This window comes from Lewinellaceae bacterium, from assembly GCA_020636105.1.
Lineage (GTDB): Bacteria > Bacteroidota > Bacteroidia > Chitinophagales > Saprospiraceae > BCD1.
Window position 1 is genome coordinate 267,169 of the sequence record JACJYL010000001.1, and the last position, 22,038, is coordinate 289,206.

A 22,038-nucleotide genomic window follows, 5' to 3' on the forward strand; every position below is an offset into this window, starting at 1 on the left:
TTTAAAAGCAGGTTAATGCCTCAATAAATGGATCGTTTTCGGCAGAATAACCTGGAGAAGTACTTGCATCTCTTCTGTTTTGGCAAACAGGTGAAGTCCGAAGTAGACCACTAACCCGCCACCGGATGCCAAAATGACCAAGAAAATTCCGGTAATGGGGGTAAAATTTAACAAACACAGGATTAGCAGGCCGGTAATGATGCTAAAGAAAAATGTAGCGGAAACATCTTTTACCTGTTGGTAAAGAGAGTATTTCAGAAATATTTTTGAGTAGTATGCATTGATGAACAGATTGATATAGGCCGCGATGACTTCCCCGATCACCAAACCGTATATGCCGAATTGGATGCCTATGATAATGGCCAGGGTGATGGTTATTTTTTTGATGATCTCCAGTTTTAATCCAAGGTCCGAACGCCCCAACACCAGTAGCATATTCAGGTTTATTTGGCTAAAATGATAGGTAATTCCTGAGATACACAGCAGATGAAGAAAAGGTACCGCGGGCAGCCATTTTTCACCGATCAGCGACAGGATAAGTGGTTTGGCCAGTACCCCGAGCATGACCATCGCGGGGATCACAATAAATGAGCTCATTTTGATGACCTTTCTGTAACCTGCTTTCAGCCGCTCCCTGTTGTCCTGTAGTTTTGATAAAACCGGGTAGGTGATTTTTTCCAGGGTTCTGAACAGGGTATTGATAACCATATTTGAAAAATTGGAAGCCTGGGTGTAAAAACCAAGGGTGGCACTGGAATAGAATTTCCCAATAAGCAGCTTGTAAATTTGCTGGTAGAATTTATCCAGCAAGCTCGATAGTAAAATCTTATACCCAAAACCAAACAATCGTTTGAAGGATTCCTGGTGGAAAGTCAGGACAGGCGTCCAGGGTTTCATTATCCAAAGCAGGGTTGTATCTATGAGAGCCATGAGTAGAATTTTTGCCACCAGGCTCCAGACCCCGAAACCATTCAACGCCAATAGAATGGCGACTCCGCCAGAGATCAAAACCGCCACCAAGCGCACCTTCGTTTGGGTTTTAAAATCGATCTGGTGGGTTAACTGGGCGCGTTGAATGATGGAAAAGGCAAAAATGATCAGGTTAATTCCCATCAGCCTGACGATCAAAGTCAATATCTCCTGGTCAAAAAGTCTTGCGATGGCCGGAGCAGCTAAAAAGAGGATGATATAAACGATGATTGCCGAAATAAGATTAAAAATAAAGGTAGTGGATTTGTCCATTTCTGAAATGCTTTTTTCCCTGACCAGTGCCGGGAAAAAACCGCTTTCCACAAAGGTGGAACAGAGCTCAAAGAAAACCATTACCATGGCCACCAATCCAAAATCTTCTGGTAACAGCAACCGGGCCAGGATGATCGTAATGATAAAATTCATTGTGCTGCCGCCTAGTTTGTCAATGGATAACCAAAAGAAGGCATGCATTGACTGATCGCTTAGGGATTTATCCATGGTATTTTATTTCCATGTTGTTTTTTATCCGCTACACCTCAAGGTCATGAGGTTGAAAAGTTTTTTCTTTTTCTTTTGCCTTTCCAGACGCTATGTCTATTTGCCTTTCCTTTTTTTCGTCCGGATCGGGCTTCAGGGGGTTCCTTCTTTTCTTAGAGGTTATTACTTTTTGAAATAATGCTTTCCACCATTTTTTCGGAAGCTCCTCTTCTTCAAAGTATCCCTGGGAATGCCCGTATCCCTTTTCGTACCCATACCCATATCCATACCCATATCCGTACCCATATCCATAATTATAACCATAATTATGCATCCCGCTCAATTTTACACCGTTGAGCACAATAAAAGGTTTGGGGAGTTTTTGTTTTTGGTAAATATCTTCGACGATCTGCAATTGTCCCTGTCGCGTTAGGCCTGCCCGGACTACATAAAGGGTAGCCTGGACGAGATCCTTCATCTGAAAGGCATCTGCTACAAGACCCACGGGCGGGGTGTCCAATACGATAAAATCATAACTTTGCTTAAGTTGGTTGATCAGTTTAGGCAGATGAGGAGACAAGATTAATTCACCGGGATTCGGGGGTTTGGGGCCCCTGGTAATGATGTCCAGGTTGGGATGTATGCCGCTGTTCCTGATAATTTCAGCAGGGTTTAGCAATGGGTCAACCAAAAAGTTAACCAGCCCTTGCTTGTTATTTTTGATGCCCAGGTAAAGATCCTGCTTCGGTTTCCTGAGATCAAGTTCCAATATCAATACCTTTTTGCCAGTCAGGGCAATGGTCATTCCCAGGTTGAGGGCGATAAAAGATTTTCCCTCTCCTGACATGCTCGAAGTCACAATGAGCGTCTTCAATGCTTCTCCCGGGGTAATATAGGAAAGATTAGTTCGTAACAACCGAAACATTTCTGCTGAAACGGACCGGCTGTTTTCCTTTATGATCAAATGCTGTTTTTGCCGGCTGAAAGCCAGCATACTTATCATGGGAACATTGGTTACCCTTTCAATATCTTCCTTGAAATTAACTTTGTCGTTCAGGTTGTCCAGCAAAAGGGCTAACCCCGTGGGCAGGGCAACTCCAAGAAACATGGCAATGAGCCAGATTTGGGCTTTTTTGGGGCTGATGGGCTGTTGAGGAATCGTCGCCGGTTCAATAATTTTACCATTAGCCACGGTGATGGCCAGGGAAATGGCCGATTCTTCCCTTTTCTGGAGTAAATAGAGATAAAGATTTTCTTTAATGTTTTTTTGGCGTGCAATTTCTAATAATTCTCTCTCTCTTGTTGGGAGGCTCCTCAATCGGCTTTCCAGCATATTTTTTCTTTGATAACTGGCATGGCTTGCAATCTGAAGATCGCCTTTAATGGCTCGGATATTTTCAATGATGGTTTGCCGGAGATTCTGTATTTGCTTTTCCATGACTTTTAGGTCAGGATGAGAAGGCCCCAGATCACTGCGCATTCTGCCACTTTCTGCCAATAATTGGTTGAACCGGGTCAATTGATTGGAAAGGGTAAGGTTGGTAATACTAATATTGGTGGGGACGAACTCAAAAGCCTCTTTGTTTTTGACCAGGAAGTCTTCAATAGAATTCAGTATTTCGAGTTGCACATCTTTTTCAGAGAGTTCTTTTGAATTGGTAGCAATCTCGTTCATCAGGATGCTTCCTTCTGAGCTCAATTCAGTCATGCTGAAACGGCTTTTGTAGGCTTCTACATCTGATTCAACTTCTGACAGCTCTCCTGCGATCATTTGAATGCGTTCGTTGATCAGGTCGATCGAATTTTTGTATATTTGGTTTTTCTCATCGACCGAATTGCTGTTGTAAGAAGAGATCAGTTCCATGAGAATATCATGAGCTCTTTCCGGAGAGGCATCCTTTATCATGAGGCTAAGGGTGCTGGATTCTTTTCCAATAATGGCTATTTCAAGGTTTCCCAACAGATTGATCGCCCGCTTTCTGACAGGAAGAATAACAATCGTAACCGCTTCATGCATTTCCTGGCTCCGGTCTCTCGCCAGGGTGAGAGTACCTGTTGGCAATACCAGCATTTTTCCGAATTCACCCCAATATTTTTGTTTTTTTATTTCAATGCTGTATCCGCCAGTGTTATCCGGACGAACTACACCTGTCAGGCTGTTTTTTTCGGCAGTAGGTTTCCAGTCCAGGATTTGTATGGGTGTGTTTTGGTATAAATCTACCTCACGCAGCCCTTCCCTTGAGAAGTATTGGTATTGAAGATTCAATTTTTCAACCACCGAGATCATTAACGGGGTAGATCGAAGCACCAGCATTTCATTTTCGAGGTTCTTCATTTTTCTGCCCAGCCCAAGATCGCTGAACAATCCCTCCTCGCTTAGCTGACCTGACTTTTCATCATCTTTAATAAGAATACGGGCCTCCGCTTTATATTTTGGCTCGGTTTTTTTTAAATAATAATAAGAAGAACCCATTATCAGTGGAAATACAATTGCGAATACATACCAATATCTCAAGGCTTCCCCAAAAAGTTGCCTGATATTGAATTGCTCGTCTTTCATGACTAAATGATTTTGCGAAAAATGGTTTTTGTCGGGTTGGTGTAGTTTTATTTTGAAAGAGTAGTACCTAATACGAAAGTCAGCAAGCTCACCATCGGGATAAGAATTCCGGAATATCTTTGGAGGAAATCGCCCTGGGTGGCGTATTGTTTGGCTCTGAGTGGTTCGATATATAAAATGTCGTTTGGACTGAGATAAAAATAGGGCGATTCAAAAATGGATTTGTCCTGTGTATTGATGCGGCTAAATTCCCGGGAACCTGCTCTTTCACGGATCACGAGAACCGAGTTCCTTCGAGCATAAGGGGTGAAATCTCCTGCCATACCAATGGCCTCCAGTATGGTAAGACGTTCGTTGGGAATAATATAAGTGTTGGGGCGGTTCACTTCACCGAGTAGGGTAACCCGAAAGTTTAAAAACCTAACCTGGATGGAGGCATCAGGGATGAATTGCACCAGGCTGTCGGTAATATTTTGGCGCAACTGCAGGATGGTTTCCCCTTCGGCTTTAATTTTGCCAATAAAAGGAAGATAAATATTGCCTTCCTCGTCCACGCGATAACCTTCCTGTGCTCCTAGGGCCCTTTCCCCCGAGGCTCCGACCGCTGCTTCCCCCCTTTGATAAAAAGCCCTAACCGTTTCAGGATTCCTGCTGGCCACCTGGATGTTTAAAATATCATCTGTTTTGATCTTTAAGACCGGTAAACTATCGATCTTTATCAACTCATTTTGCATCTCGGTGAGCATCATCATTTCAGGATGCTTAACGCTGCCACACCCAAAGCACAGCCCCGTTAAGAGTAATATGAAAATGCGTAAAAAACAGCGACAATTCATGATTTAAGTTTTAATTATGATGATGTAAATCCTGCTCCTGGAACGGGGATTCCTGGCGGTATGCTTCCGGTTTGAAGGGGTGCCGGCTTTGAGGCAAAAGTGCTAAGGGGTGGAACTCACCGGTCAATCCGACGGGGAAGGCATTCCGGATGTGGTACGCAATTTGAATGGCTTTGGATGCCTCTGCCAGACCAAAGCCATTTCCTGCCAGGATGGCCTCATAACTTCGGGTATGCAGATCGGTAAAGCCATCACTGAATTCTATCTTTCGATCATCCAGCGTAAGGGATCTGTAGGTGGTCATCCCATTATTTTTGACCTCGTTGGGAATGGTCGCATAATTAATACTCAAAAACCAGCGCACCCGGGCTTTTTCCAGTTCGAGGTACCCGGCGGCCCGGTCATGGGTATGAATGTGGACGATGTTGCTTTTTACATCCCCAAAGATCCAGGTCAGCATATCGAAAAAGTGGATGCCGATATTGGTGGCGATACCTCCCGATTTTTCAAGGTCTCCTTTCCAGCTTGAATAATACCAGTTGCCTCTGGAGGTGATATAGGTTAGGTCAATATCGTAGGTTTTATCAGGCGGAGCAGCCTCCACTTCCCGCTTTAATTTTAAAAGGGAAGGGTGTAACCTCAATTGCAGGATAGTATAGATGTTTTTACTGCTTTCTTCCTCCAGGTAGCGCAACGCATTAATATTACGTGGGGTGAGCATCAATGGTTTTTCACATATTACATGCGCACCCACCCGGAGGCCAAAACGTATGTGTGCATCATGTAGATAATTTGGGGTACAAACACTGACATAATCTATCGGATCCCCTCTGCGGATGAGTTTGCAAACGTGTCGGTCAAAACGTTCAAACTCCGTAAAAAATGCCGCTTGAGGAAAATACCGGTCCATAATTCCCACGGAGTCGTTTTTGTCCAGGGCGACGATGAGGTTATTACTGGTTTCCAATATGGCCTGCAGGTGACGCGGAGCGATATAACCGGCAGCTCCAATGAGGGCAAAGTTCTTCATGATTGTTCATTTTTTAGGATAAAAAAAGGGAGTCAAGACCTCCAGTTCACTAGAGGAAATGCAAATTTGTTTCTGGAAGGAAAGTAGATGAAGGTGGGGGAGAAGGCTAAAAAGCAAACGCTTTAAAGTGGGGAAACCATGGCATTACGGCTTCGCCTTTGATAAGTCGCGGGAGACTTATTCCATTTTAAGGTGATGATTTTTTTTGTTCACAGTTGATCATTATACAGTTGATCATTCATTGATGTATAAATACATCACAGTGCTATTGATAAATTTTAGCCGGTTTGTCATTGGGTCTTAGTTTTCTCAATAATTTTCGATCTACTTGCATCCGCAGGGAATATCCTGTATGTGTTAATTCAACCTGGAAATTTTTTTTGTTATCCGGATGGAGTAAAATGCCTCTGATACCTGTAAGGTTTCCACCAATAATTTCGACCAGATCTCCTTCATGGTACGCATTTGACTCCGCCTCAACCTCAATTCCTTCTCCAAGAATCCGCTGAATGAGTTTTATTTCATCTTCAGGGATGGAGATCAATTCATTGGAAAACCTTACGAAATTGACCACATCGGGGGTTTCAAGGACAGGAACATAATTTTTTTTGGTGATCCGCACGAAAATATAACAACTGATAAGCGGTAGATTCACCACACGGACTTTCCGCGTATAACGCCTGGTGAACTGTTGCAAAGGGAGATATGATTCAATGCCTTTTTTTAAGAAACTTTCATGAACCGCTTTTTCCCTCTTGTATCTTAAATAAACAGCAAACCAACGAGGCAGGGATTCGTCCAAACCATATTTGTTATTTTGTTTCATTGTTATTGATTAAAAAACCAAAGTTGAGGCGTAGAAACTTCCTTTAAAGAAAAAAGAATGATGCAAGGATTAACTCCTGGAGCAAAAATCAGGAGGAGAATGACCCGGACGGGTCAAAAAACGGTAAATGAGGGAGCTTTGTTTGTTCATCAATTTTGGTTTTTTCCAAATAATTACGTCAATTAACCAAATTTCAGGTTATTAAGTCAGTTAACGAGGGTGGGGGAGATTAAAACTAATTATCACCTTTTAGGTAAAAAATATAACATTGGATGAACAATATATGACTATTGGGTGGCAACAAAAGGAAGGGGGAGGTAAATGATTACTATTGCGGCAAATTTATAGTTTATTTATATAAGAGTCAATTTAATATTAAATTTTCTTTGCATTTATTTTATTTAAAAACCATTTAACTATTTGGTGTGATTCCACCTGTTTATGGGAAATTCCCTTCACAAATTGGCCTCAAAATCAATATTCCCAAAGGGTTGAATATTTCGGGTTAGCTTCTACAATTCTACGACACCCTTCTTTTGATAGAAAAACGAATCAGCTACATAGTGGTTTTGCCAAAGAATTTTCTAAATTTATGCTCGCCCTTTTTAGAAGACCAGATAAAAATCGCTTTCACCAATAATAATCAGTATTCATTGTCCCTTGACCTTCTTTTTTTTTTTCATAAACCAGCTTGGAAAAAATCTAAAACAGGTTTGCAATGCTGATTAGACGGACTTTAATTTCTTGAAAAATTGATTTCAAAACAAAACGCCACAACTGGCTCTAAACCACAAAATTATGTATTTTAGTACTTTAGATTACGTCGTTTTTGTCGGGTACGCATTGTTTATCGTAGCCTTAGGGTTATGGGTTTCCCGAAAAGGAGGGAAATCAGCGGAGGACTATTTTCTTGCCAGTAAATCCTTGCCCTGGTGGGCTATTGGTGCATCGTTGATCGCGGCCAACATTTCCGCTGAACAATTCATTGGCATGTCGGGATCAGGTTTTGCCATTGGACTCGCTATTGCTTCTTATGAGTGGATGGCGGCAATTACCCTGATCATAGTGGGTAAGTTTTTCCTGCCTATTTTCATCAAAAAGGGGCTGTACACTATCCCTGAATTTGTTGAACAACGGTATGGCACCAATCTAAAAACCATTCTTGCCGTTTTCTGGATCGCCCTGTTCATTTTCGTCAATTTAACCTCGGTCCTCTATTTGGGGGCTACGGCACTGGATACGATCATTGGTGACGGCAGCGGCTCATTATTTATGACGGCCATCATCGGACTGGCGGTATTTGCAGCGGCCTATTCCCTGTGGGGAGGCCTTTCTGCAGTGGCGTGGACGGATGTGGTTCAGGTCGTCCTGCTTATCATCGGTGGATTGATTACTTCCTTTATAGCCCTTTCCCACGTAGCCCCGGACGGGAATATTTTTACCGGGTTTAAAGTGATCTATGAAGCGGTACCCGAAAAATTCTCCATGATCCTTCAGAAAGGAGAAATCATTACCCCCAACGGAAAAGATGCCTGGTGGGATCTTCCCGGCTTGGCGGTATTGCTTGGTGGTATGTGGGTGGCCAATTTATATTACTGGGGCTTTAACCAGTACATCATCCAGCGTACCTTTGCGGCCAAGAGTTTGAAAGAATCTCAAAAAGGGATCGCTTTTGCTGCCTTTTTGAAATTGATCATTCCATTGATCGTCGTTATTCCGGGAATCGTGGCTTATGTGTTGAATGCCGGACCTGATGGGGTGGTAACGGCAGATTCTGTTGATCCTTCCTTTATTGGAAAAGGAGGCAATTTCATCAATGACAATGCCGCGCCCTGGTTGATTAAATCATTTATTCCTACCGGGTTGAAAGGTTTGGTACTGGCAGCTCTTGCGGCGGCCATCGTTTCCTCCCTGGCCTCCATGCTGAATTCAACAGCAACCATTTTTACCATGGATATTTATAAGCCTTATTTTTCAAAAGGTACAGGTGAGAAAAACCTGGTAAAAGTAGGACGTATCACTGCAACCGTTGCTTTGATCATCGCTGTTATTTTGGCACCACAGTTGAAAAACCTCGGTCAGGTATTCCAATACATCCAGGAATATACAGGGATCGTAAGCCCGGGTATCCTGGCCGTATTTATGCTGGGGCTGTTCTGGAAAAAGACGACCAACAATGCTGCCATTTGGGGGGTCATTCTTTCCATCCCCATCGCGCTTTATTTCAAGGTGGCTCCGAATGAATGGTCTGACAGTGCCTTTTTCTTTGAATTACCTTTCATGAACCAGATGTTCTGGACCTGGATTCTTACTATGATCATCATGGTGGTGATCAGTTATATTGAAAAGAAAGGAGCAGATCACGAAAAAGGAATCGAACTGTCAAAGAGTTTGTTTGCCACCAGTCCTGCCTTCAATGTAAGCGCCATTGTCATCAGTTTGATTTTGGTGGCATTGTATGCGATGTTTTGGTAGGAAAAATCTAATACCATGGATTCTTAAATGAATCAGGATGCCGTCTTTCCCAATCCCGGGAAAGGCGGCTTTTTTTTTAACGCTTTTAAATTTCACCGATTAATATTTTTTGTAAATGATAGGGGGCTTTGTAGGGATTGGGCATCTTTTCAATAAAAGGAGTGTTTTGGACCTTTCATCATTATCCGGCATCTGTAACAAAAAGCTTTTTTTTATCGTCCTGTTGCTGGGATTAGGAGTTTAAAAAATGGCTTTTTGAGGCTGTAATCCTTGAAACTTTCCCTTTGGTACTGGTATGTCTTACATAATCGACATTTAAGAACTTGAAAATCAACCTAATAACATGAACTTTTTGGGCTTGTTCCGGTGGTTGATCGAAAATCCGGAGTTTTTTATCTAATTGGTTGGGATCTGTCCCGGAGACGGAAGAATTTTACGAACCAAAGTAAATTTCCTCAGATGCCAATTTTATTCAGGATACCGAAATTTAGAATATCCCCTCCATAAAAAACAACAGAAGTTTTAATCATCAATACATTACGAAATGGAATCACCTGGCATGGATCGAAGGATCGAAAAAAAGAAATGGAGTACCCAAAGAATTTTATACCTGGCCGGAATAGCCTTATTATTCTTACTAGTCTTTTTTGTTTTTAAAAACCTCAATAAAAAAGTTTACAAACTGGATCCATCCAAAATTTCAGTAAAGAAAGTCGAAAAAGGAGATTTTCAGGATATGATCCTTATCGATGGAGATGTGGAACCCATAAAACTTGTTTTGGTCAATACCCTGGAAGGAGGCGCTGTGGAAGATATCTTTATCGAAGACGGTGTCAGGGTAACGAAAGGTACACCGCTTTTGCGATTGAGTAACCCTTCGGTTACCCTCGGGTATATGAACCAGGAAACTGCTATTGTGGAACAGATCAATAACCTCAGGAACTTAAAACTGTCGCTTGAAAAAGATCAAAGAAATCTTGCCGAGTCACTGATCGACAGCGAAAATAATTTCCTGCAGGCCCTTCGCTCTTTCAAAACGGATTCGGCTTTGTTTGTTCAGCATGTCATTGCCGAGAATGACTTCATCAAAATCAGGGATGCTTACGATTACCGGCTTAAAAAGCGGGACTTTATGGAAATTAATGTTAAGAAAAGCGAGGAAGAGAATAGAATTCAAATAAAACAGATCAATAACTCTGTGGCCATGATGGAACAATACCTTGAACTGATCCATGAGAATATGGAAAAGATGCTGGTCAAAGCTCCGGTCAGCGGTATGTTGTCTTCTTTTGATCCCGATCTTGGCGAGTCCTTCCTGCCCAACCAAACTGTTGCAAAAATTGATGTTCAATCCGGTTTTAAAATAAACGGGCAGGTCGATGAATACTATTTAAATAAAGTACAAACAGGGCAACGTGCCCGGTTTTCATTTGATGGACAACTGGTCAACCTGAAGGTGGCAAAAGTGTTGCCGGAAGTGGTGAACAGGCGTTTCCAGATAGAATTGGAATTTGAAGGTCAGATCCCCAAAAACATTTCTATTGGTCAATCCTTGCAACTCAGGCTGGAACTATCGGATACCCGGGAATCCATAATGATCCCTCGTGGCAATTATTTCCAGTCTTCGGGAGGCCAATATGTATACGTGCTTGATGATGAGGGAGAGGCTCACAAGCGGTATATCAAACTCGGCAGCCAGAACCCAAGCTATTATGAGGTTTTGGAAGGCCTTGAGGTTGGGGAGCGGTTCATTACCTCTTCCTATGATGAGTACAAAAATTTTGAAACCATTGTGATTAATAATTAAACCTGTTTCTGTTTGAGATTCCAGGGGGCGATTTGTATCCCGGGCCGTCGCAGAAACCTAAAACTCGACTTATGATAAAACTGGATAAACTAACCAAGGTATACCGGACGGATGAAATAGAATCCACGGCATTGAACGAAGTAACCTTCGAGATAAAAAAGGGTGAGTTCGTTTCCGTTATGGGCCCTTCAGGCTGCGGAAAATCGACTTTATTGAATGTGTTGGGGTTATTGGACAAACCCGACAGGGGGAGTTATGAATTTTTGGGCACAGAAGTGGCTGGATTCAGTGAAAAAGAACGATCTGACCTCCGCAAGAAAAACATAGGTTTTGTTTTTCAAAACTTTAACCTGATCGATGAACTGACCGTTTTTGAAAATATTGAACTGCCGTTAATTTACAATAAAATTGGAGCTGCCGAACGTAAACAAAGGGTAAATGAATTGATTGAAAAGATCGGGATTTCCAGCAGGGCCTCGCATTTTCCCCAACAATTGTCCGGAGGGCAACAGCAGCGGGTGGCCGTGGCAAGAGCCCTGATCACCAAACCTCCTTTGATTTTGGCAGATGAGCCCACGGGTAACCTCGATAGCAAAAATGGTAATGAAGTGATGGATTTGTTGGTCGAATTAAACCAGGAAGGGACTACTATAATCATGGTGACTCACTCGGCACATGATGCTGGTTTTTCAACGAGGACCATCAATTTATTGGACGGTCGCATTGTACCTGGGAGCCAGAACATTGTTTCTGCTCTTCCTGCCTAGGTTTTGAACAGAGGGTACTTTCATTCTTTTCCTAACCTAAAATCATTGAAATGTTTAAAAATTATCTAAAAGTGGCTTTCCGAAGCCTCAATAAGAACAGAATCTATGCTTTGATCAACATATTGGGTCTTGCATTGGGTTTAACGGTCACCATTCTTGTATTCATGTTTGTCAAGGACGAAATGAGCTATGATAAACACTGGAGTGATGCGGATCGTATTTACAGGACAGGGATTAAGGCCAATATGATGGGGCAGAAAATGGATGCTCCGGTATCTCCAAACCCTATGGCTGCAGCCCTCCGAAGCGAATTTGCCAACGTTGAAACAGCCACCAGGGTGCAGTCGGGAAGACAGGAAATCCTGATGCGTTACGAGCAAAAAAAAGTGTACATCCAGCACATGGCCCAGGCGGATAGTGCCTTTTTTAAAGTTTTTGATTATGAATTTGTTCATGGGAATCCGGAAACGGCATTGAAGGAAGAAAATGCCGTTGTGTTGACGGAGGAAACCGCACGGAAGTTGTTCGGAGACAAAAATGCGATGGGGGAAATTGTAAATTATGACAACCGTCGCGATTGTATTGTAAGGGGGATTGTGAAAGCGCCTGAAGGGCATGCTCATTTTCAATTTGACATGTTTCTGGCTCAAAATGATTTCCAGAATATTTGGATCAGCAACAATTTTTATACTTACGTGAAATTAAAAGAGGGGGCTGATTTTGGGCAGTTTCAGGAGGAAATGAAAGCCAATTTCATGAAAAAAATTGAGCCGGATGTCGAACGCTTCCTAAAGATCACGGTGGAGGAATTTTTCAAACAGGACAATACCTTTGAATACCAGTTGCAGCCGTTGACGGATATTCATTTGTATTCTCATAAGGACTGGGAGATACAGCAAAACGGATCCGTTACCTATGTGTATGTTTTTATTGGCATTGCTTTGCTCGTCATCCTTATCGCTGGGATCAATTTCATGAACCTTTCCACGGCACGATCCGGAAAAAGAGCCAAAGAGGTTGGTGTCAGAAAGGTAGTAGGGGCTTCCCGGCAGATGCTGATCGTACAATTTTTAACCGAGTCGGTCATCCAGGGATTTATAGCCTTACTCATTGCTTTTGGATTGGTCAGATTATTCCTTCCGGGGTTTAATAATGTCATGGAAACCGACCTTATCCTGGTGAATGATCATTTTGGGCAAACGGTCCTTTTTTCCTTTTTGGTAACCCTGTTTTATGGATTGTTTGCCGGAAGTTACCCGGCCTTGTTCCTTTCTTCTTTTTTGCCCTCTGCCGTATTGAAGGGGGATTATACTAAAACAAAAGGCGGGGCAAACTTAAGAAAGACCCTGGTGGTCGTTCAATTTGTAGCCTCCATTATTTTGATCATCGGCGTCATGATCATCTATAAGCAAATTTCCTATCTGCAACATAAAAATGTGGGATTTGAAGGGGAAAATGTTTTGATCGTGCCTATTCAGACAGACCAGATGGCACAGAATTTCAGGAATTACAATGATATATTTCTAAAAAATCCCAATGTTCTCCATGTTTCCAGGGCTTCTTACTACCCGGGGGATACGCCGAATCAAAACATGTACGCCCTGGAAGGAAGCGAAGAACAGCTGCCTTTATGGAACCTTGAGGTAGATTATGATTTGTTCAATACCCTCGGAATAGAGTTGTCGGAAGGTCGGCTGTTTGATCGGGAAATGGAGGCCGATTCAGTACCTTATTTTATACTTAATGAAACGGCTGTTGAGAATTTGAACATTGAAAATCCCCTTGGCAGAAGGATGGGTGAATACATTAATCAAAACGGGGATTTGAGGTTTGGCAATGTTATAGGCATCGTGAAGGACTTTCATATCGAAGGATTCGACCAGCCCATTCGCCCGATGATCATGACGGTAAGCAACAATGTTTGGTTTGCCTCCTTTAAAATAGCGCCCGACAACAAAAATGCCACCATTGACTATATTGAAGCCGAATGGAACAAACTGGAGCCCAGTCACCCGTTTCGCTATCAGTTTTTGGATGACAAATTTGGCGCATTGCTCAGGCAGCAGGAAAATTTCGGGCGCATGTTTTTGTTCCTGACCATTTTGGCGATAATCATTTCAGCCATGGGGCTTTACGGCCTGGCTTCTTATACGGCCGAACAACGCACAAAGGAAATAGGCATTCGAAAAGTGTTGGGCGCTTCTGTCTGGCAAATCATGAATATGCTGACCAAAGATTTCATCAAACTGGTACTCATTGCCAATATTTTTGCCTGGCCTGTTTCATACCTCATCGCAAAGGATTGGTTAACTAATTTTTCTTACCAGATTGATATCCCGATATTACCGTTTATCCTCGCTACAGTGGTGGCGGTGGTGATAGCAGTACTTACAGTAAGTTCGCAAGCCTATCAGGCGGCTAATGCTGATCCGGTGGATGCTTTAAAATATGAGTGAAGGAAATGACTTCTATGCAAGATTGAGATAAAAAAACCGCTTCTCAGAATAATATGGGGGCGGTTTTTTATTGATCATTTCTTTATGATTATCCTTGTTGTTTTGTCAAAATATTTACTCCCCCGAATAATAAACCCTAATCCCCGAAATAACCGGACAAGCCTTTGAATCTTCAATATTCAAACGAATAGCGGTTGCCGTAATATCCGGCAAGCGTAGCATACGTTTGTAACCAATAGTCGTTTCTTTAGCAATTTCCACCCAGCCATCAGTTGTTTTGGCTTCTAAAGAAAAGGCCTTTACCCGTTGACCTAATGGGATATATTCCTGGATCAGGAATCGGTTGAAGGTCGTCTCTTTGTCAAAAAGGAGGGTTAAATTGGCTTGAATGACTTCATCTTCGGTCGCCCAATAGGTATTATCGTTTCCATCAACCGTATTGTTTCCTTTGTAGGCTGTTCCACGAACGTTGCTTGCCTCAACTTTTTGTCCTTTTGCCAAATCTACGGCAAAATCTTTTTGTAGTCTGGCCGCAAGTTTATTCAATTGTTCCACATCATTTTCATGGATCAGGCCTCTTGTGTCAACGGGAAAATTGAGTAAAAGGGAACCGTTTTGCCCGACGGAATTATAATAAATGTCGAGCAGTTCGGGCAATGATTTAACCAGGGAATCCTGCTCCGGATGATAATACCATCCCGGACGGATGGAAACATCGACTTCCGCAGGCACCCAATGGGTCCCGTTTTCCTGTCCTGGGGAATATCGGGAACTGTATTCAGGCATTCCGCCGTAAATGCTGTCACGCATCAGGTTGGACCAGGTGGTAGGGTAGGCATGGCCCTGCTCATTTCCCACCCAGCGGACGTCAGGCCCGGCATCGCTGAAAATCACTGCATTGGGCTGGAATTGCCGGACGAGTTCATAAGTGGCCGGCCAGTCGTAATAGGTCAGTTTATCGACCCTGCGTTCTTCATTGGCGCCGCCGTAATAACCGGTTCCTCCATTGGCACCGTCAAACCACACTTCAAATACTTCGCCGTAGTTGGTCAGCAATTCAGTCAACTGGTTCCTAAAGTAGGTGATATATTCGGGTTTCCCGTAATCGGCATGATTCCTGTCCCAGGGGGAGAGATAAACCCCGAATTTAAGGTCATAGGCCTTGCAAGCCTCGGAAAGTTCCTTCAAAACATCTCCCTGGCCATTTTTCCAGGGCGAATTTTTAACAGAATGTTCGGTGTATTCAGAAGGCCATAGGCAAAATCCGTCATGGTGTTTGGCGGTGAGGATAATGCCTTTCAAACCTGCTGATTTGCATACTTTGGCCCATTGCATGCAATCAAGTTTCGTTGGATTGAATAACAGTGGATCCTCGCCTCCGGTCCCCCATTCCATGTTGGTGAAAGTATTCATATTAAAATGAATAAAAGCATAAAATTCCAAATGCTGCCACGCCAACTGGCGATCTGATGGGACGGGCAGTACAGGCGGCGGCGGGGGAGTGCTGCAACTGAAAAGGAGAAAGAGATAAGATAGAGATAGTAGAATTTTGTTCATAAAAGCAAAGCTTATTCAATCAAAAACAATAATACAATTTTAGTATACTTAATTTTTCAAAGCCTCTTCTTCCTCTTTTTTCTCCTCTTGCCAGGGCACCAATTTTGAGGGGTAGTAATTGATTCCCATTATATCGAAACGTGTTTTTTGTTTTCCAAGGCGTACTTTATACTCTTCCCAGCCCCGAATGTCTGTTGGCGACCAGCCGATCTCTGCATAACCGGGTAATCTTGGAAAGATCATATATTCAACCTCAGCCATATTCGTGACCGTTTCACTCCATAAAGGGGCTTCGATACCGATGATATTATCTTTTCCGATCCCTTCGGCAATGGTTGCCAAATCCCAAATATAGGCACTATCCACTTCTATATAGCCGGCCCAATGTAAACCGAGTTGTGTCGTGGAATCGTATTGCATATCCAGGTAAGCTTTATGGGCAGGGGAAACGAGGACTTTCGCTCCTTGTTTTACTCCGTTTTGAGCATTCTCGACTTCTGCCCACCATTGTACCACGGTATTGGGCAATAATTTTGCGTGGGCAATTTCATCCCATCCCATTACCTTTTTACCCTGTTTTTCAACGATTTCCTGCGCTCTGTTGATGAACGGAATATAATCTTTTAAAGGAGTCACATGGGATTCGTCTCCGCCGATGTGGATGTATGCTCCCGGGGTTAAGGCCGCCAGTTCCGTGAAAACATCTTCGATAAATTTATAGGTAATTTCCTTATTCGTGCACAAAGTGCTGAAGCCCACTTTTATGCCTGTGTATAGTTCGGTAGCCTTACCGTCACAATTTAATTCAGCATAAGAAGCCAGGGCGGCATTGGTATGCCCGGGCATATCTATTTCCGGAACGATTTCTATAAAACGATCCTGAGCGTATTTTACGAGGGCTGCATATTGATCCTGAGTGTAAAACCCACCTTCTCCGCCACCAACTTCGGTGCTTCCTCCATGGGCGGTGAGGTTTGGCCATGACTTTATTTCAATGCGCCATCCCTGGTCATCTGAAAGGTGGAGATGCAGCCTGTTCATTTTAAACATAGCCAGGTAATCGATAAATTGTTTGACCTCATCCGGGGCAAAAAAATGACGGGCCACATCCAGCATAGCCCCTCTATAACCATAAGTGGGCTGATCCTTTATCGTACCTGAAGCCACCAGCCATGGACCGGGTTGAGTGATGTTTTTTTCAATGGCGGGAGGCAATAATTGCCGCAAGGTTTGTACGCCGTAAAATATGCCTGCGCTTGTATTCGCCATAATGCTAATTCCTTCGGGGGTAACCTCTAATTGATAACCCTCTTCGCCAAAATCGGTTCCGTTTGAAAGATTCAAATAAATGTGCCCTTTACCAGGTTTATCCTCTGAAGTGATTACTTTCATGTCAAGCCCTGTGGGAGGGTTGATCATGTCCGCAAGGTAGTTGCCCACCCATTGCAGTTGTTGATCAGCACTGCCTAAATAGATATCCGTTTTTGCAGTCAATTCAAAGGATAATCCGGTGGCAGTAAGCGTTAGCGGTTTAGGGATTATGTTTTCTTTGGATAAATCTTTTGGGACAGGTTCCCTGGTGGTGCAGGAACTGATGGCGAAAAGCAATAGATTGATTAAAAGCAGAGGTAATAAAGTACGTTTTTTTGACATAACTATTTGATTGTTATAATGTTGTAATTTTTTTTAATATTTTGATGCATTTTTTAAATCGGTTGTTAATTAAAATTCCGCTCACATTGAGATAATGAATAAAAGTGGCATGATTTGCTCTCGCAGATTACGCAGATGGACGCAGAATAAAGCGTGTCGCAAAAAAACAGCAAAATTCAGCGAATCCTGCAGAATCTGTGTGAAATAAAAGGATATTTGGGAACAATTTACGGTAAATGCTAAACTTTTTTAAGGTTATATTATTTACTTTTAGTGAAACTACTGCTGTCACAGTTCTGAAAGGAAAGAGATAACAAAATGATGAATTTAAATATAAAAGACACTTTTAATAAAGAGCTTCCTGCCGATCCTAACCTAAGCAATTCCAGGCGACAGGTTTTTGAGGCTTGTTATTCTTATGTAACACCTAGAATTCCTTCCCAACCGGTATTGGTGCACGCAGCGGACGATATGGTCGAAGCCATCGGATTGAGCAAGGGAGCGGAAAAAACCCTGGATTTTTTGCAGGTATTTTCCGGGGCCAAAGTTCTTGAAGGAACGGAGCCTTATGCCATGTGTTACGGCGGGCATCAGTTTGGCAATTGGGCCGGCCAGTTGGGCGATGGCAGAGCCATTAACCTGGCAGAAGTCGTCCATGAAAACAAACGTTGGGCTTTGCAATTGAAAGGAGCGGGCGAAACGCCTTATTCCCGCACTGCAGATGGGCTGGCCGTTTTGCGTTCCTCCATCCGCGAACATTTGTGCAGTGAGGCCATGTTCCATTTGGGCGTGCCCACCACCCGGTCGTTGTCGTTGATATTGACGGGAGACCAGGTGATGCGGGATATGTTGTACGATGGCAATCCTGCTTACGAAAAAGGGGCTGTGGTTTGTCGGGTAGCGCCTTCGTTTATCAGGTTTGGCAATTTTCAAATATTTTCAGCGCGGAAGGATTTGGCCACCCTGCGGCAATTGGCAGATTATACTATCCGTCATTTTTTTCCAAAGATTGAAGCGGGAACGAAAAACGGGTATATCCAATTTTTCCGGGAGGTTGCCCAACGGACTTTGGATATGGTTATTGAATGGCAACGCATAGGATTCGTTCATGGGGTCATGAACACAGACAATTTTTCTATATTGGGTTTGACCATTGATTATGGTCCGTATGGGTGGCTGGAAGGTTATGATCCCAACTGGACTCCAAACACCACCGACAAAGATCAGCGCCGTTACCGTTTTGGCAATCAGCCGGGGATCGCCTTTTGGAACCTGGTTCAATTGGGTAATGCACTTTATCCGTTGGTGGAAGAGGCTGAGCCTTTTGAGGAAATACTGGAGCAATTTAAATCTGATTTCGCAGTGAAGTACCCGGCGATGATGCGCAGTAAACTGGGCTTGCAAAGTGAAAAAGAAGGAGATCATGAATTGATAGCAGCATTGGAAAAGCAACTGCAGGCCACCGAAACGGATATGACTATTTTTTTCAGGCTTCTTTCCAAAGTGAAAAAAGGACAGGAGGTTGGTCATCCTTCTGATTTTTTAACGCTTGTTAAAGATGCTTTTTACACGCCGGAGGAATTGAAGGATGAGGTGGAAAAATCGTGGGGAGAATGGTTTGAAAAATATGTAGCAAGATTGGGGCTTGAAGTTGACTCCGATGAAGCACGTGAAATAAAAATGAATGAGGTGAACCCCAAATATGTGTTGCGAAATTATATGGCTCAACTGGCCATAGACAAAGCAGATGAGGGAGATTTTTCCTTAATCGACGAACTCTACGAATTGCTAAAAAACCCTTACAGCGAACAGTCTGAAAATCAAAAATGGTTTACCAAACGCCCGGAATGGGCCAGGGAAAAAGTGGGGTGTTCGATGTTGTCTTGCAGTTCTTAAAATACAGGGTGAAAAATTAATATTCTAAAATAAACTTGGACAAGTTCTGGCCTTGATTCAGGGCTAATTTTTTGCGTAATCGGTAGCGGGCAATTTCTACCCCACGCAGGGAGATGCCCATTAGGTTGGCAATTTCCTTGGTATTTAAATTGAGTCGCAAAAGCGCGCAGAGTTTTTGTTCATTGGGCGTAAGTTCCACGAATTCATCCCTCAATCGGATCAGGAAATCTCCATGAACCTGATCAAAATGGTATTCAAACTGTTCCCAATCTTCCTGTAGCCGCAGTGTGGTATCTATTTCTTTAACTATTTGCAGCAGGGATTGCTGTGTGTCTTTATTTTTCCCTTTTCGGTTTACCACCTTCAGTTTTTCTTTAATAGCTTCAATAAACTCATTTTTTACCACCAGATTCATGGTTGAAGCTGCCAATAGGTTGTTAAGATGCCGCAATTCGCTTTTCATTTTATCGTCTTCGAGTTGCAGCAGTTCTTGTTCTTTTTGTTGCTCTACTTCGATGAGTTTTTTCTGTTTTTCTTCGAGCTCATGTTGCTTTGCTTCTTCAATTTTTGTGGCTTTCCTTTTATAGCGGCGATTTTGGTGCAGATAGACAAGGGAAAGGACTGAAATCCCAAGAATTAAATAAATAAGTTTAGCTAATAAACTTCTGTAAAAAGGCGGTTTTACAGTCAGATACATGGGCTGGCTGGTTATTATTTCGCCCAGGTAGTTTCGGGTTTGCACCATGAACTCATATTGACCTTCTTTAAGATTGGTGTACTCTTTAATGGTAGCATTAGTCCATTCTCCATAATCTTCATCAAAGCCTTTTAAAATATATCGGAATTGCTGATTATTGACCGTATTGAACTGAAATGATTCCACCTCAAATTGCAAAACCTTTGCTCTGTGTGAAACGGTCAATTGTTCCAGGTTCTCCGGCTTTTTTTCAAAAGGTTTTTGGGCATACAAAATACTATCTTCCGCCACACTAAGTACCTTGCTTACGACAAGTGGTTTTTCCACTGCTATCCGATCTTCTGATTCAGGCCTGTAATGAATAAATCCTTCCTTGGCATTGAACAATACTCCATCATCCGTATTCACCGAAACATTCAGGAGGTCATTGTTAAAAGAATAACGAAATTGAAACAAGGAGGAAGGCACAAATATATAGTTGCTGGGACTGATTTGTTTAAATAACCCCATAAGATTTTCAGTAAACACATGAATATTTTTTTGCTTGTCCTGCACCAGCAAAAAAACTTGTTGGTCTCCGATAACGTCAGCAATAAACGCGGACTTGATAATCCGATCGGTTGTTTTATCAAGCAGATACACGCCTGCTTTGGTAGCCAGGTATAGCTCATTGTCGATATGGCTCAATATAATTTGTTCATCAATAGGAGAGTCATAGGCATCTGACACCTTGTTTACTGTAGCTTCCGTTAATTTTTCGGTCAACTTCAATTGATACAAGCCTTTGTAAAACTGCCCCACCCAAAATCTTCCCAGATGGTCTTCTTCAAAAAAGCGGCTTGATTCGTTGAAACCGCTGATTTTCTGAATAGCTTCCAATTCCATGTTTTCATTTATCCTGAAAAGGAACAATCCAGAGTAAGTGCCGCCAATGGCAAATTCAGGGTTTGACCGCAATTGTTTTACCTGCCACAAACCATCTGTAATGGCTATACGTTTTGCTTTGCCATCGCTTAAAAGAAACAAACCGGTGTGATGCCCGGCATAAAGCTTCCCGGTGATTTTTTGCATCCCATAAGCAGGTCCTTCCGTTCCTTCTAAAAAAATGCTTTGTGTAGTATTTTTTGGTAAAAAATAAATTCCATTAGAAGTAGTATAATAAGTGCCTTCCTCCACCTCAAAAGCTTCATAACCGCTTCCTTGCAAATTAATTTCCTGGTTCAAAAACCGCGTGGGGGAATTGATGTCCACCAGTGCAATCCCGTTTTGCATACCTACCCACAAGTTTCCGGAATAATCCTGAAAGGCGCGTAAGCAAGTATTGGTTAATAAGCCATCTTGTGTAGTGATGTTTTCTATAGTCTGTTTCTGTAAATCATACAAAAATAACCCTGCTGTTTGTGTAGAAATAGCTAACCTGGTATCGGAGAGCTGTAACACATGATTCACATACTTCCCCTGCAAAACTTTGCTCAGGTCGTCATATTTTGCAGTAACGCCAAAAGAGGTGGAAAATTCAATCTTTCCTGAATTGTAAAAAAATAAATATCCTTCATCTTGAGGAATTACACCAGCGATAATCTGATTTTTTTTGTTTTGGGGATAATCAGGAAGAAGCTCACGATCTCTTACTTCAAGAAGATTTCCTCTCGGATTTTGAGTAAACAGTTTTCCATTGGCTTGAAACGACCTGCCCAGCCCATCCTTATGTTCTATAACAGCAATTGATTGGCCATCATACACATAAATACCCTGGAAAGTGCAGAAATAAACTTTTGAATCAAACAGAAAGACGTCCCATACTTCATCAAAATCTCTTGAAGATTCCGGAATTTCTTCCGTTAGGGATACATAATTCCAGGCATCATTAAAATAGCCAAAGGCTCCTTGTGCGCCAACGTATAACCGGTTGGTATTTTCGTCAAATGCCAGGGATCTTACTTTCTTGCCTGTTTTGAAAGCATGTACTTCCCAATGGTTACCATTGTAGGAGAGCACGCCTAAATTGTTGGCTACAAAAAGAGTCATA

Annotated in this window: 13 protein-coding genes; 5 read left to right on the plus strand and 8 right to left on the minus strand. The window is 42.5% G+C overall.

Features of this window, described 5'->3' with window-relative positions; genetic code table 11:
- Positions 1-12 precede the first annotated feature (12 nt).
- The 5 genes from H6571_00950 to H6571_00970 form a co-directional block, all read right to left on the minus strand.
- Positions 13-1,470: a lipopolysaccharide biosynthesis protein gene (locus H6571_00950; GenBank protein MCB9322285.1), complete on the minus strand. Its 1,458-nt coding sequence runs from the start codon at positions 1,468-1,470 to the stop codon at positions 13-15.
- Positions 1,471-1,501: 31 nt separating this feature from the next.
- On the minus strand, positions 1,502-4,009 hold the full coding sequence (locus H6571_00955; GenBank protein MCB9322286.1) for a polysaccharide biosynthesis tyrosine autokinase: 2,508 nt from the start codon (positions 4,007-4,009) through the stop codon (positions 1,502-1,504).
- 47 nt (positions 4,010-4,056) lie between these two features.
- Positions 4,057-4,845, minus strand: a complete 789-nt coding sequence (locus H6571_00960) for a polysaccharide biosynthesis/export family protein (GenBank protein ID MCB9322287.1) — start codon at positions 4,843-4,845, stop codon at positions 4,057-4,059.
- 10 nt (positions 4,846-4,855) lie between these two features.
- A complete protein-coding gene (locus H6571_00965) occupies positions 4,856-5,875 on the minus strand; it encodes a Gfo/Idh/MocA family oxidoreductase (GenBank protein ID MCB9322288.1) in 1,020 nt (339 codons plus the stop codon).
- Between the two features lie 265 nt (positions 5,876-6,140).
- The gene (locus H6571_00970; protein MCB9322289.1) at positions 6,141-6,701 is read right to left on the minus strand and encodes a UpxY family transcription antiterminator; all 561 of its coding nucleotides are present in this window, start codon (positions 6,699-6,701) and stop codon (positions 6,141-6,143) included.
- Positions 6,702-7,499: 798 nt separating this feature from the next.
- Here H6571_00970 and H6571_00975 point away from each other — a divergent pair.
- From H6571_00975 to H6571_00990, 4 genes are all read left to right on the plus strand, one after another.
- Positions 7,500-9,176: a sodium/sugar symporter gene (locus H6571_00975; GenBank protein MCB9322290.1), complete on the plus strand. Its 1,677-nt coding sequence runs from the start codon at positions 7,500-7,502 to the stop codon at positions 9,174-9,176.
- A gap of 544 nt (positions 9,177-9,720) precedes the next feature.
- Entirely contained in the window at positions 9,721-10,983 is a 1,263-nt protein-coding gene (locus tag H6571_00980; GenBank protein ID MCB9322291.1) for an efflux RND transporter periplasmic adaptor subunit, read from the plus strand.
- 71 nt (positions 10,984-11,054) lie between these two features.
- Positions 11,055-11,750 carry an ABC transporter ATP-binding protein gene (locus tag H6571_00985; GenBank protein MCB9322292.1) on the plus strand — a complete coding sequence of 232 codons (696 nt, stop codon included), beginning with the start codon at positions 11,055-11,057 and terminating at the stop codon, positions 11,748-11,750.
- Between the two features lie 50 nt (positions 11,751-11,800).
- Positions 11,801-14,206 (plus strand): ABC transporter permease, encoded by a 2,406-nt coding sequence (locus tag H6571_00990; protein MCB9322293.1) that lies wholly within the window; start codon positions 11,801-11,803, stop codon positions 14,204-14,206.
- A 114-nt stretch (positions 14,207-14,320) separates the two neighbouring features.
- Here H6571_00990 and H6571_00995 read toward each other — a convergent pair whose 3' ends face one another.
- Positions 14,321-15,763: an alpha-L-fucosidase gene (locus tag H6571_00995; GenBank protein MCB9322294.1), complete on the minus strand. Its 1,443-nt coding sequence runs from the start codon at positions 15,761-15,763 to the stop codon at positions 14,321-14,323.
- Positions 15,764-15,811: 48 nt separating this feature from the next.
- Positions 15,812-17,416, minus strand: a complete 1,605-nt coding sequence (locus H6571_01000; GenBank protein MCB9322295.1) for a beta-N-acetylhexosaminidase — start codon at positions 17,414-17,416, stop codon at positions 15,812-15,814.
- 321 nt (positions 17,417-17,737) lie between these two features.
- Between H6571_01000 and H6571_01005 the strand changes: the two genes are divergently transcribed.
- On the plus strand, positions 17,738-19,312 hold the full coding sequence (locus H6571_01005) for a YdiU family protein (protein MCB9322296.1): 1,575 nt from the start codon (positions 17,738-17,740) through the stop codon (positions 19,310-19,312).
- A gap of 16 nt (positions 19,313-19,328) precedes the next feature.
- On the opposite strand, the gene H6571_01010 is transcribed toward H6571_01005, so the two are convergent.
- Positions 19,329-22,037 carry a hypothetical protein gene (locus H6571_01010; protein ID MCB9322297.1) on the minus strand — a complete coding sequence of 903 codons (2,709 nt, stop codon included), beginning with the start codon at positions 22,035-22,037 and terminating at the stop codon, positions 19,329-19,331.
- Position 22,038 lies beyond the last annotated feature (1 nt).